12 protein-coding genes are annotated in these 12,742 nt (G+C 66.0%); 7 read left to right on the top strand and 5 right to left on the bottom strand.

Annotated features, from left to right (window positions below; translation table 11 throughout):
• The first annotated feature begins 255 nt into the window (after positions 1-255).
• The 6 genes from AC1C2Q_RS11530 to cofD are packed head-to-tail and all read left to right on the top strand — an operon-like array spanning position 256 to position 7,460.
• Positions 256-1,092 (top strand): pyruvate, water dikinase regulatory protein, encoded by an 837-nt coding sequence (locus tag AC1C2Q_RS11530; protein ID WP_495450219.1) that lies wholly within the window; start codon positions 256-258, stop codon positions 1,090-1,092.
• Between the two features lie 37 nt (positions 1,093-1,129).
• The gene (gene ppsA, locus AC1C2Q_RS11535) at positions 1,130-3,526 is read left to right on the top strand and encodes a phosphoenolpyruvate synthase (RefSeq protein WP_495450220.1); all 2,397 of its coding nucleotides are present in this window, start codon (positions 1,130-1,132) and stop codon (positions 3,524-3,526) included.
• 48 nt (positions 3,527-3,574) lie between these two features.
• Positions 3,575-4,597: a TIGR03557 family F420-dependent LLM class oxidoreductase gene (locus AC1C2Q_RS11540; RefSeq protein WP_495450221.1), complete on the top strand. Its 1,023-nt coding sequence runs from the start codon at positions 3,575-3,577 to the stop codon at positions 4,595-4,597.
• Between the two features lies 1 nt (position 4,598).
• A complete protein-coding gene (gene cofE, locus AC1C2Q_RS11545; protein ID WP_495450222.1) occupies positions 4,599-5,438 on the top strand; it encodes a coenzyme F420-0:L-glutamate ligase in 840 nt (279 codons plus the stop codon).
• Positions 5,416-6,438, top strand: a complete 1,023-nt coding sequence (gene fgd, locus AC1C2Q_RS11550) for a glucose-6-phosphate dehydrogenase (coenzyme-F420) (RefSeq protein ID WP_495450223.1) — start codon at positions 5,416-5,418, stop codon at positions 6,436-6,438. The genes cofE and fgd overlap by 23 nt, the downstream gene beginning before the upstream one ends.
• Complete coding sequence (gene cofD, locus AC1C2Q_RS11555) at positions 6,435-7,460, top strand: 2-phospho-L-lactate transferase (protein WP_495450224.1); 1,026 nt, start codon at positions 6,435-6,437, stop codon at positions 7,458-7,460. The genes fgd and cofD overlap by 4 nt, the downstream gene beginning before the upstream one ends.
• Here cofD and cofC read toward each other — a convergent pair.
• Positions 7,445-8,098: a 2-phospho-L-lactate guanylyltransferase gene (cofC, locus tag AC1C2Q_RS11560; RefSeq protein ID WP_495450225.1), complete on the bottom strand. Its 654-nt coding sequence runs from the start codon at positions 8,096-8,098 to the stop codon at positions 7,445-7,447. The two genes, cofD and cofC, sit on opposite strands and share 16 nt — an antisense overlap.
• Positions 8,099-8,358: 260 nt before the next feature.
• Here cofC and AC1C2Q_RS11565 point away from each other — a divergent pair, with 260 nt between their 5' ends.
• Entirely contained in the window at positions 8,359-9,345 is a 987-nt protein-coding gene (locus AC1C2Q_RS11565) for an LLM class F420-dependent oxidoreductase (RefSeq protein ID WP_495450226.1), read from the top strand.
• 34 nt (positions 9,346-9,379) lie between these two features.
• Here the strand turns inward: AC1C2Q_RS11565 and AC1C2Q_RS11570 are convergent, their stop codons facing one another.
• From AC1C2Q_RS11570 to AC1C2Q_RS11585, 4 genes are read right to left on the bottom strand one after another with little or no spacing between them, the layout of a single operon-like run.
• Positions 9,380-9,775: a PPOX class F420-dependent oxidoreductase gene (locus AC1C2Q_RS11570; protein ID WP_495450227.1), complete on the bottom strand. Its 396-nt coding sequence runs from the start codon at positions 9,773-9,775 to the stop codon at positions 9,380-9,382.
• Complete coding sequence (locus AC1C2Q_RS11575; RefSeq protein WP_495450228.1) at positions 9,772-10,644, bottom strand: ABC transporter ATP-binding protein; 873 nt, start codon at positions 10,642-10,644, stop codon at positions 9,772-9,774. Before AC1C2Q_RS11575 ends, AC1C2Q_RS11570 begins: the two co-directional genes overlap by 4 nt.
• Entirely contained in the window at positions 10,641-11,708 is a 1,068-nt protein-coding gene (locus AC1C2Q_RS11580; RefSeq protein ID WP_495450229.1) for a putative F420-0 ABC transporter permease subunit, read from the bottom strand. Before AC1C2Q_RS11580 ends, AC1C2Q_RS11575 begins: the two co-directional genes overlap by 4 nt.
• Positions 11,705-12,712: a putative F420-0 ABC transporter substrate-binding protein gene (locus AC1C2Q_RS11585; RefSeq protein WP_495450230.1), complete on the bottom strand. Its 1,008-nt coding sequence runs from the start codon at positions 12,710-12,712 to the stop codon at positions 11,705-11,707. The genes AC1C2Q_RS11580 and AC1C2Q_RS11585 overlap by 4 nt, the downstream gene beginning before the upstream one ends.
• Positions 12,713-12,742: the final 30 nt, after the last annotated feature.

The following is a 12,742-nucleotide window of genomic DNA, read 5'->3' on the forward strand; positions in this document are numbered from 1 at the left end:
AGGCGGGGAAACGGCCGGTGCCAGTTCTTCCGCGATCCAAGCGCCTCACGTGAACGGTGGGCGAGGCCGCAACCCCGAGCGCTGCGATGGCATCTCGGCCGAGGGGATCAGAGCCGAGTCGTCGAGAACTTGGTAGCCGTCAGCGGGCCACCCGCGGGCCCGTCCGCCGCAACTCCATATCTGATTGATAAATAAGCAGTTTTCTTCGTTCCATTTTTGTCGTTGGAGTGCTCAATCCTTCCGTACCGTCGAATCATGACCACCCCCACAGTCCCCGACGTCGCTACCCCGCGCGCCGCGTACTTCGTCTCGGACAGTACGGGTGTCACCGCCGAAACCCTCGGCAATGCACTTCTCGCGAACTTCCCCGGCATCCGCTTCCTCAAGCACACGATCCCGTTCGTGGTCACCGATGCCGAGGCGCGCGCCGTCGCCGCTAGCATCGACGCGGATGCCGATGCCGGCCGCGCACCGCTCGTGTTCACAACGGTCAAGCACGCGGCGATCCGCAGCATCCTCGCCACTTCCAAAGCCACACTCATCGACCTCCTCGCCGGTCACCTGACCGAGCTGGAGACAGCGCTCGGCACGACCGCATCCGAACAGCTCGGCCAGTTCCATGGCCTCGGTGACACTGACCGCTACTTCGCGCGCATGCGCGCCGTCGAATACGCGATCGAGCATGATGACGGTCAGAGCTCCAGGGCCCTCGACCAGGCCGACGTCGTCATCATCGCCCCGTCGCGCTGCGGGAAGACGCCCACGACCATGTACCTCGCGCTGCAGCACGGCCTTCGCGTAGCGAACTACCCGCTGACCGACGACGACTACCCGACGGAGGGGTTGCCGCGCAGCGTCGCGAAGTACGGCGCCCGCTGCTTCGGGCTCACCACCACCCCACTGCGGCTGAGCCAGGTGCGCCACGAACGGCGCCCTAGCTCGCAGTACTCCAGCCTCGAGCAGTGCACCATCGAGCTACGCCGCGCCGAAGACCTCTACCGACGAAACCGTGTTCCCTTCCTGAACTCCTCGACCAAAAGCGTCGAGGAGATGTCCGCGGTCATCATGCAGACCATGAAGCTGCGCGCGTGACCGCGCCTTATATAACCCCAGTGAAAGAAGCATTCCTATGAGCAACATCCTGTGGTTCGACGAGGTCGGCATGGCAGACCTTCCTCAGGTCGGCGGCAAGAACGCCTCCCTCGGCGAGATGGTCTCTCACCTCTCCGATCTTGGCGTGCGCGTTCCCGGCGGCTTCGCGACGACAGCGGATGCTTATCGCTCCTTCCTCTCGACAAGCGGCCTCGACCTGCGCATCCGCGAAGCCGTCGAAGCGATCGATGTCGATGACGTGACCCAGCTCTCTCGCGTGGGTGCAGCGGTGCGCGAATGGATCGAGCAGCAGCCGCTGCCCGACGACATCGAACGCGACATCCGCTCCGCCTACACGCGGCTGGTCGAGAACGACCCGGCACCGGATGCCGTTTCCTGGGCAGTGCGCTCCTCGGCCACCGCAGAAGATCTCCCCGACGCCTCCTTCGCCGGCCAACAGGAAACGTTCCTCAACATCTCCGGCATCGAGCACATCCTGCAGGCAGTGAAGCAGGTGTTCTCCTCGCTCTACAACGACCGCGCGATCTCATACCGGGTGCACAACGGCTTCGACCACCACGACGTCGCGCTCTCCGTCGGCGTGCAGCGGATGGTGCGCTCTGACATCGGAGCATCCGGGGTCATGTTCACCGTCGACACAGAATCCGGTTTCGAGGACGCCGTCTTCATCACGAGCTCCTACGGACTCGGCGAAGCGGTGGTGCAGGGCGCAGTGAACCCGGATGAGTTCTACGTCTACAAGCCCGCGCTCGCCGCCTTCCGCCCCGCGATCCTCAAGCGCTCCGTCGGTGAGAAGGCCATCGCGATGCGCTACACGGAGAGTGAGCAGGTCGGCGGAACGACCGTCTTCGAAGACGTCCCGGCCAACCAGCGTCGTCTTCTCAGCATCACGGATGCCGAGGTCGAAGAGCTCGCCCGTCACGCAGTCACGATCGAGCAGCACTACGGACGCCCGATGGACATCGAGTGGGCGCGCGACGGCGTCGACGGCAGGATCTACATCCTCCAGGCCCGTCCCGAGACCGTCGTCTCTCGCGCCGACGCGAACGTCATGCGCCGCTTCGTGCTCGCCGAGCGCAGTGAGGTGCTCTCGACAGGACGCGCGATCGGGCAGAAGATCGGTTCCGGCGCGGTCAGTGTGCTCCGCAGCATCGATCAGATGGCGAGCTTCAAGGCCGGTGACGTACTCGTCGCCGACATGACCGACCCCGACTGGGAACCGATCATGAAGAAGGCATCCGCGATCGTCACCAACCGCGGCGGACGCACCTGCCACGCGGCGATCATCGCGCGCGAGCTCGGCATCCCCGCCGTCGTCGGTACGGGAGATGCGACCAGCGTGCTCCCAGACGGCCTCGACGTCACCGTCTCGTGTGCCGAAGGCGACGACGGACTCGTGTACCAGGGCCTCCTCGACTTCACCGAGGAGGAGACCCACCTGGATCGGATGCCGGAGGTCCCGGTCAAGATCATGATGAATGTCGGCACCCCCGATCAGGCTTTCTCGTTCTCTCGCCTGCCCAATCGCGGTATCGGACTCGCGCGCCTGGAGTTCATCATCAACCGCCAGATCGGCATCCATCCGCGTGCTCTGCTCGAATACGACTCGCTCCCGGATGACCTGCAGGCCCAGATCGCCGAACGCATCGCGGCGTACCCGACACCGCGCGAGTTCTTCGTGCAGCGCGTCGTCGAGGGCGTAGCGATGCTGGCCGCGGCGTTCGCTCCAGAACCTGTGATCGTGCGCATGAGCGACTTCAAATCGAACGAGTACGCGAACCTGCTCGGCGGCGACCGCTACGAGCCGCACGAGGAGAACCCGATGATCGGGTACCGCGGAGCATCGCGCTATATCTCGGCTGACTTCCGCGAGTGCTTCGACATGGAGTGCGAGGCGATCCGCCGCGTGCGCGATGACATGGGCCTGAAAAACGTCAAGATCATGATCCCGTTCGTGCGCACGGTCGCCGAGGGCGCGGCGGTTATTGAGCTTCTCGCCGCGAACGGTCTCCGTCGCGGCGAGAACGGACTCGAGGTCGTGATGATGTGCGAGGTGCCGTCGAACGCCCTGCTGGCGGATGAGTTCCTCGACCACTTCGACGGATTCTCGATCGGGTCGAACGACATGACTCAGCTCACCCTCGGCCTTGACCGCGACTCGGCGCTCGTCGCGCAGACGTTCGACGAGCGCGATCCTGCCGTGAAGAAGATGCTCGCGATGGCGATCGAGGCGTGCCTGCGCCGCGGCAAGTACGTTGGCATCTGCGGACAGGGCCCCTCTGACCATCCCGACCTCGCCGATTGGCTGCTCGATCAGGGCATCGAATCGATGTCACTCAATCCAGACACGGTCGTGGAGACCTGGATGCGGTTGGCGCAGCGCGCGGATGCGGTGGTGCCCGCGCGTGGCTGACACTTCGCCGGGCGCCGTGCCTGCTCCCGCGCGCAATAAGCTTCCGGTATGCCCTCCAGCTCGATGAATGCCACGCCCGGTGAGGTTCATCACGTCGTCGCGCTGGAGCAGTTCGCTCCAGATGCCGCGGTCGAACTGGCGGCCGCGGCCGACAAGAGCGGATTCGCCGGCACGGTCGTCGCCGACCGTTTCCAGCCGTGGTTGCCCAGCCAGGGAAACGCCTCGTTCGCGTGGGCTGTGCTGGGAGCGATCGGGCAGCAGACCGCCGGAATGGTGACGGCCTCGGCCGTTCCCGGCTATCGGATGCATCCGGCGACGGTGGCGCAGGCCAGCGCGACACTTGCCGCGCTGTACCCTGACCGACACCGGCTCGTCCTTTCTGCGGGTGATGCGATTGACGAGCACATCGTGGGCCAGTATTGGCCGGAAGCCTCCGAGCGTGCGGCGAGGCTGTTCGATGCGGCAGAGATCATCCGCAAACTCTTCGCAGCCTCGGCCAAAGGCAATGACACTCGGCATTCCGGCCCGCACTTCCGTCTCGAATCGTCGCGCCTGTGGACGATGCCCGCGTCGCCGCCCAGGATGCAGGTCTGGGCAGGTGGCCCGATGACTGCGCGTCGCGCGGGGCGCACCCTCGACGGAATGGTCGTGCAGGCGGGCCCAGCGGAGCGACTGACGGCACTACTCAACGCGTTTCGGGAGGGCCGGCGGGAGGCCGGACGTTCCGCGGAGTCAACGCAGACGGTGGTCCACGCACAGCTGTCGTGGGCGCCCACCGATGACGAGGCGATGGCCCAGGCATTGCGGGACTGGCCGATGGCCGGTCTGCGATTCCCCAGAGGCGACATCCGTTCTCCGTTCGACGTCGATCAGCTCGCGCGTTCCGTCACGGCGGACGACATCCGTGCACGCATTCCCATCTCGTCTGACCCGGAAGTTCATCGCACTTACCTGCAGTCGTTCTTCGATCTCGGGTTCGACGCGGTGCATGTGCACAACGTCGGGTCCCGTACGCAGGATGCATGGATCGAGATCGCCGGCCGTGAGATTCTTCCGAAATTGGTGAAATGACATGAATGACCGGATGCAGGTGTGGGCACTTGTGGGAATCCCCGAAGTGACCGCAGACGCAGACCTGCCAAGGATGATTCTGGATGCCACCGCCGGAGACCAGCTGATTGACGGCGACATCCTGGTCGTTACATCGAAGATCATCTCGAAGGCTGAAGGGCGGTCGGTGCGAGCGGAGGACCGCGAGGACGCGATCACCGCCGAGACCGTGCGCGTCGTCGCGACGCGTCAACGGGCGGATGGTGGTGTGACGCGCATCGTGCAGAACCGGCTCGGAATCGTCGGGGCTGCCGCGGGAGTGGATGCCTCGAACACTGAACCGGGAACGATCCTGCTGCTGCCGCTGGACCCGGATGCATCCGCTCGAGCGATCGCGTCGGCGATCCGCGCTGAGACCGGCGTGGACGTCGGCATCATCGTGAGTGACACCCTGGGGCGCCCGTGGCGCGATGGGCAGACCGACGTCGCTATCGGCGCGGCGGGAGTGCACGTCTTCGATCAGCTGCATGGCGAGCTCGACAGTGCGGGTCGGCCGCTCATTGTGACGCAGCCCTGTGTCGCGGATGAGTTGGCGGCTGCCGGCGACCTGGTCAAGGGCAAGATCAGCGGATGCCCGGTTGCTGTTGTACGGGGACTGGGACGCCTCGTGGGCGATCTTGATCTTCCCGGCGCCTCGAGCATCGTGAGATCTTCCGAGAAGGACATGTTCCGGCTGGGTGCCGACGAGGCGCACCGGATCGGATTCGACGAGGGATATAAAGCTGCCGGTGCGGCCGCCGCTACCGAGCAAGAAACTACACAATCGAAGGAGACAGTCAATGACGCTGACACTGGGATATAAGGCATCCGCTGAGCAGTTCGCTCCGCGTGAGCTGGTCGACATCGCTGTCGCGGCAGAGCGGCACGGGTTCGAGTCGGTGGCAGTGAGTGACCATTTTCAGCCGTGGCGCTACACCGGCGGTCATGCGCCGTTCTCGATCGCGTGGGCGGCGGCTGTCGGCGCACGCACCGAGCGCATCCGGATCGGTACGAGCGTGATGACGCCGACGTTCCGATACAACCCTGCCGTCATCGCGCAGGCGTTCGCGACGCTCGGATGCCTGAGCCCTGGACGGGTATTCCTCGGCGTCGGCACCGGTGAGGCGCTGAACGAGATCGCCACCGGATTCCAGGGTGCGGGCGAGCAGGAGTGGCCGGAGTTCCGTGAGCGCTTCGCGCGGCTGCGGGAATCGATCCGCCTGATGCGTGCGTTGTGGACGGGGGAGCGGACGAGCTTCGACGGCGAGTACTACTCCACGCACGATGCATCCATCTATGACGTCCCAGAGGGTGGTGTCCCGGTGTATATCGCCGCGGGTGGCCCGACGGTGGCGAAGTATGCCGGGCGCGCGGGTGACGGGTTCATCTGCACCTCGGGCAAGGGTCGGGAGCTGTACGTCGACAGTCTCGTGCCCGCGGTCAAGGAGGGGGCGGCGGCTGGCGGCCGTAGCTTCGAGCAGATCGATCGGATGATCGAGATCAAGCTGTCCTATGAGGAGACGACTGCGGCGGCGCTTGAGAACACCCGCTTCTGGGCGCCGCTGTCCCTCTCGAAGGAGCAGAAGCACGACATCACCGACCCGATCGAGATGGAGAAGGCCGCTGATGCCCTCCCGATCGAGCAGGTCGCGAAACGTTGGATCGTGGGTACTGACCCGGATGAGGTCGTCGCGCAGATCAAGGAGTACGTCGACTGGGGCTTCAACCACCTCGTTTTCCACGCCCCCGGCCATGACCAGGAACGCTTCATGACGCTGTTCGAGCGGGACCTGGCTCCGAGGCTGCGGGCGCTGTCAGAGTGAGCGACTCCCGTGCTCCGCGGATCGTGGTGCTCGCCGGGGGCGTTGGCGGCTCGAAGTTCGCACTCGGCGTGCGCGAGGCGCTGCGACGCAGGGGAGCGGAGGCTGCTTCGCATCTGACGATCATCGCGAACACCGGCGATGATCTGTGGCTGACAGGAGTGCGGCTCCAACCTGACGTCGACTCCCTCGTTTACGCGCTCGCCGGGGTCAACGATGCTCAACGCGGGTGGGGCCGCGCCGGCGAATCCGAGCGGGTCAGCGCGGAACTCACACAGTGGGACGCCGGCTGGCCATGGTTCACTCTCGGAGACCTGGATCTAGGATTGCATCTCGCCCGGACGGGATGGCTGCGCGATGGTGCAACACCCAGCGAGGTGCTCGGTCGGATGGCGCGACGATGGCCTCTGGATGCGCGGATCCTTCCTATGACCGACGCGGAGGTCGACACGATCGTGACCGTTCGCGAGGGCACCGCTGAGCGCTCGATGCATTTCCAAGAATGGTGGACCAGACACCGTGCGGCGTTGACGCCGGTGCGTTTCGAGAATCCAGGAGTCGCCACGGCATCCCCTGCGCCCGGCGTGATCGAGAGTATCGCCGGCGCGGATCTGGTGCTGCTCGCCCCGTCGAATCCTGTTGTCTCGATCGGGCCCATCCTCGCTGTTCCTGGTATCCGTGACGCGCTGCGCGACACTCCGGCATCCGTTGTCGGAACGTCGCCGATCATCGACGGCAGCGTTGTCAGAGGCATGGCCGATGTCTGTCTGGCGGCGATCGGTGTCGAGTCGAGCGCGGCGGCGATCGCGGCGCACTACGGAGCGCGTGCACACGGAGGATTGCTCGATGCATGGCTGATCGCCGAGGAGGACTCTGCGCTCGCCGCCGACATCGACGCAGCCGGCATCACTGCGGTCGTCCGGCCCCTGTGGATGCGGGACCTCGACACGTCGGCCGTGCTCGCGGAGGACGCCATGCGCGCCGGTGAGTCGCACCGGCCGAAACGTCGTCAGGCCGCTTTGTAAGAGGTGCGCCAGGCCGCGGTATGCACGCCAAGGCCGAGTTCAGCGGCGTGGGCGAGTCCGGCAACCGTGTCGACGTCGCGACGCAGGGACGACTGAGCGGAGACATCGATGGCGACGCATCCCATCCGCTGGTGCGCCGCGAACGATCCCGGTCCGAACATCGACTCCCAGGCGAGGCCTGCCGACGCGGTCACCAGCGTGGATCCGACCTCCTCAGCATCCGCCACCACCCCGCGGGGCACGCCGCACGCAATGTGCAGCGCCGCGCCGAGATCGACAGGGGTGAGCGCCGGCAAATCGCCGAGCAGTGCCGCCCGCCAATGGAGTGACGCGGCTGCCGCGCCGGCGGCGATCGCCGCGTTCAGCCCCGCCCCTGGATCGGGCACGAAACGCACGGTGTCGGGCAGCCACAGGGGAAGGTCATCGTCATCGGTCACGACGATGACCTCGCCCACCGCGTGACAGGCCATAGCGGCGAGAACGGTGTCTGTCGCGAGTGCCAGAGCGAGGGCAGCGCGCTCGCCTTCTGCGACGTTGAACCTCGATTTCCCGTGCTTGGTGTTCTTGATCGGCACGATCACCGTCCACATGCGCGCCGCGCTTCCGTGGCGCGGCAGCACCGGTGCGTTATTGCCCACGTGCGCCGCCCGTGCTCGGGGCGCTGGCAGTGAGCGCAGCACTCAGATTGGCGGGTGCCGCGAGAGGGCGGCCGGTGAGCATGGGCATGGATCTCCTGAGCGCAAGTCGATGATGAAGACGAGCGGCCAAGATTCCGGCCGAGAAACCCTGCCAATGCGGGCGAGGTGTGCGGCGAGTCTAGCGGAACCGTCGGTTACGCGGAGAGCGCGCTCACAAGCCGTCGCCGAGGCTGCGCGCGCTGTAGCCCTAAGCTGGCCGCATGCGCTTCGGAACCTTCATTCCCCAAGGCTGGCGATTCGATCTCGTCGGCATCGATCCTGCCGAGCAGTGGACGGCGATGCGTGATCTTGCGCAGGCCGCGGATGCCGGGCCATGGGAATCGCTGTGGGTGTATGACCACTTCCACACGACCCCGGTTCCCAGCGAGGAAGCGACCCACGAGGCATGGACGCTCATGTCGGCGTTCGCCGCCTCGACCAGTCGCATCCGCCTTGGGCAGATGTGCACATGCATGACGTACCGCAATCCGGCGTACCTCGCGAAGGTTGCAGCGACGGTCGACATCGTCTCCGGTGGCCGCACCGAGATGGGGATCGGCGGCGGATGGTACGAGCACGAGTGGCGCGCCTACGGCTACGGGTTCCCCTCAGCGGGTGACCGGCTCCGCCGCCTCGACGAGGGTGTGCAGATCATGCGCCAAGCCTGGACGACGGGCGAGGCCACTCTGGATGGGAAGTTCTACCAGGTCGATCATGCGATCGTCCGGCCACTCCCGCTCCAGGAGGGGGGCATCCCACTGTGGATCGCTGGTGGCGGTGAGAAGGTCACGCTGAAGATCGCCGCAAAGTACGCGAACTACACGAACTTCGCTGGCACACCAGACGAGTTCAGCCGCAAGAGCGAGATTCTGCGAAAGCACACGCTGGATGTCGGAACGGATTTCGACGCGATCGTGCGGTCAACCAACTTCAACACGGTGATCGGTGCAACCGAGGCCGAGGTCACCGAACGACTCACTGCCATCGAGGCGCGGGTCGCTCCCCACCTCGGCGATCACACAGACGCATACATGCAGAACTATCGTGGCGATCAGGCGCTCGTAGGTACTCCGGAGCAGATCGTCGAGCGACTGCAGGAGATGTCGACCCGCGGGCTCGGCTACGCGATCCACTACTTCCCCGAAGCCGCCTACGACCGCTCAGGGATCGAGCTCTTCGAGCGGCAGGTCATTCCCGCGCTGAACTGAAATGACCTGACCTGCTCTGAGAAGAGTCGGCGCCTCAGCGCCCGATCACGCGGTCGATCGACATCACGAGGATGACGCGGTCGGCGCTGTCTGGCGGTGCAGGGGTGTCGGGTGTGCCGTATCGGCGGCCGAGCTGTTGGTAGAAGGCCCCGGTGGGGTCTTCCGTAATCTCGACGAGGCGCCCGCGTACCTCGACGTATCGGGACGGATTGTTGGGATCGAACACCGCCAGGCTCATCGACGGATTGCGCTTAAGATTCCGGTACTTGGCGCGCTTTGTCGTGTGGGTGAAGCGGATGGTGTCGCCATCACGCTCGAACCACATCGGGCTCACGTTCACGGCGTCATCGCGGCCGACCGTGCCCAGTGCGCCGTGCAGCGGTCGCTCCAGCAGGTCGATCAGGTGGTCGGGGAACTCCGGGGTGCTCATCCCATCGAGACTACCGACGCCCGCGTCGGGGAGAGCACTTCGTCCGAAGCGCGCGCCGCAGGTTCCACCTCGAGCGGCGAAAACGCGATCAACGGCGAGCCATCCACCGGATGCGGGATGACGTCGGCGCGCACCCCGTAGACGAGCTGGATCAGCTCCGGAGTGAGAGTGTCGGCCGGCGCTCCGGATGCCACGACCCGGCCACGGTCCACGACGATGACCTGGTCGGCGTAGCGGGCAGCGAGCGGGAGGTCGTGCAGCGCAGCGAGGATAGCGATGCCGTCGTCGGCAAGTGTGCGCATCAGCCCGAGTGTGTGCAGCTGCGCGTGGATGTCGAGGTGATTGGTCGGCTCATCCATGAGCAGCAGCGTCGGCTCCTGTGCGAGCGCGCGGGCCAGCAGCACTCGCTGGCGCTCGCCGCCGGAAAGCTCCTGGAACCGCCGCTCAGAGAATGCATCCGCACCGGCTCGGTGCAGTGCCGTTCGGGCGATCTCGGCATCGGTCGCATCCGGGCTACCGAGCATGGAGAGGTGGGGGGTGCGTCCGAGAAGGACGACATCGAGCACACTCAGATCGAGATCGGTATCTGCCTGCTGCTCGACGAGCGCGGTGTAGCGTGCCCGCGCACGGCGCCGCATCGTGCGGGCATCCGTCCCGTCGAGCTCGATCGCGCCCGCTGTCGGCGCCTCCGCTGCGGCGATCAGATGCAGCAGCGTCGACTTGCCGGCACCGTTCGGGCCCACGAGCGCGGTGAGAGATCCGGCCTCGACAGTGCATTCGATTCCGTCAATCAGCATCCGGCCGCCCCGGCTGAACGAGACGCCGTCGGTTCGCAGTGGAGGCCCGGAAGTAAGGGGTGGTCGAGTCATGAGATCCTCCGAGAGCGCAGCAGCAGGAGCCCGAACAGTGGGGCACCGATGAGTGCCGTGACGACGCCGACGGGCAATTCCCTTGGGTCGAAGAGCGTGCGGGCCAGCGTGTCAGCCCAGATCAGCACGATTGCCCCGGTCAATGCCGACAGCGGCAGCAGCACGCGGTGTCGCGCGCCGACGATCAGTCGCACGGCGTGCGGAACGACCAGACCGATGAAGCCGATCGAACCGCTCACCGCGACCAGGCACCCGGTCAGCAGCGCCGTGGCGCCGAGCAGGATCCAGCGAGTCCGTTCGACCGAGACCCCGAGGGAGGCTGCTGCACGGTCGCCAAAGGCGAAGGCATCGAGTGCGCCCGCGCTGAGCATCAAAGGCCCGCCCACGAGCACGATCGCCGCGAGTGCGAGGAGCGCCATCGGCCAGGTGACCCCGGCCAGCGATCCGAGCAGCCACCCGAGGATCTCCCGGTAGGTGTCGCCGGTCGCGCTCCAGAAGATCACCAGGCTGGTCAGGGCGCCGAGCGCCGCAGAGACGGCGACGCCGGCCAGGATCGTCCGCGACGCGGTCATGCGTCCGATCGCACCGGCCATCAAGAGCGTCAGCGCCAACGCGCCCAGTGCGCCGCCGAATGCGGCGAGAGGAAGTGCGATCGAGAATCCCAGCACGATCACCAGGACTGCCCCGAATGATGCACCGGAGGAGAGGCCGAGCAGATAGGGGTCAGCGAGCGGGTTGCGCAGCACCGCCTGCATGATCGCCCCGCAGATCGCGAGACCGGCGCCTACTGCGGCTGCTGCGAGCACGCGCGGCATCCGCAGTTGCCAGATGATTCCGTCGCGCAACGTCATCAGAGACGACTCCCCGATCCCCAGGTGAGACAGGATGCTTCCCCACACCTCGCTCGCGGATATCTGTGCCGGGCCCAGGGTGACACTGACTACGACGGAGAGCCCGAGGGCAATGACCAACGCGACCGTCCACGCGCCGGTGCGCGCACCGGAGCGATCGCGCCGATCGGAATCGGGCGCGATAGCCGGTTGGTTCGAGGTGAGGGCGGTCACGGTAGGTCGATCGCCTCCAATTGGGTGAGCAGAGATTCGACCGCCTCGACATTACGGACTCCGGCCTCGCCGGCCGGGAACGGCACGATCAGGTACCGACTGTTCAGGACTGCCGGAAGCTGTGCCGTCGCCGGATTCGCCTCGAGCATGTCGATCTTCTTCTCCGCCGAACTCCACGCAGAATCGACCAGCACGATGACATCGGGGTTGGCGTCGACGATGACCTCCCAGCTGAGGCTCGACCAGGTCTCGTCCACGTCTTCCGCGATGTTGGTGAGGCCTGCGGCATCCATCATCATCTGCGGTGCGCCGATGCCGGCGCCGACGAACGGGGTGTCGCTGCCGGAGCTGAACCAGAGGGCGGTCAGCCCGCGGTCATCAGGGGTGACCGCATCGAGTCGGGTCTGCAGATCGGAGACGAGGTCTGCTGCGGCATCCGATGCATCGAAGATCGCACCGACCTGCTCGATCTCGGCGAAGACGTCATCGAACGTCAGCGGAACGGGCTGATAGTCGGGCCCCTGACAGGCCGACGGCGAGACGAACGTGTTCACACCGAGCGAGGCGAGCACCTCGCGGTCGCCGGCACCATCGGCGGTGACATTTGACTCCCACCCCGCGTAGACGAGGTCGGGTTCGAGTTCGAGTGTCGCCTCCTGGCCGGGAACTTTGTCGGAGATCACCGGGACCTCGGTGCCGCGATCGGCCCATGCTTCTGCGATCGGTCCGTCCGAGAAGGCGGTGCCGATCAGGTGATCTTCGAGGCCCAGCGCGAGCATCATCTCGATCGATGTCGACTTGATCGCGAGAACGTCTTCGGGCGCCTCGTCGAACGTGACAGTGGTGCCGCAGTTGTCGATCGTCAGCGGGTAGGTGGAACTCGCGGCGGGAGCCGGAGCATCCTCGACCGCCGCGCTTGGGGCGCTGGCGGAGCATCCACTGGCGACGAGCGCGGTGAGCAGAATGGCGGATGCCGCGAGGGGGCGGCCGGTGAACATGGGCATGGATCTCCTGAGCGCAAGTCGATGATGAAG

The organism is Microbacterium sp. Y356 (assembly GCF_059445355.1).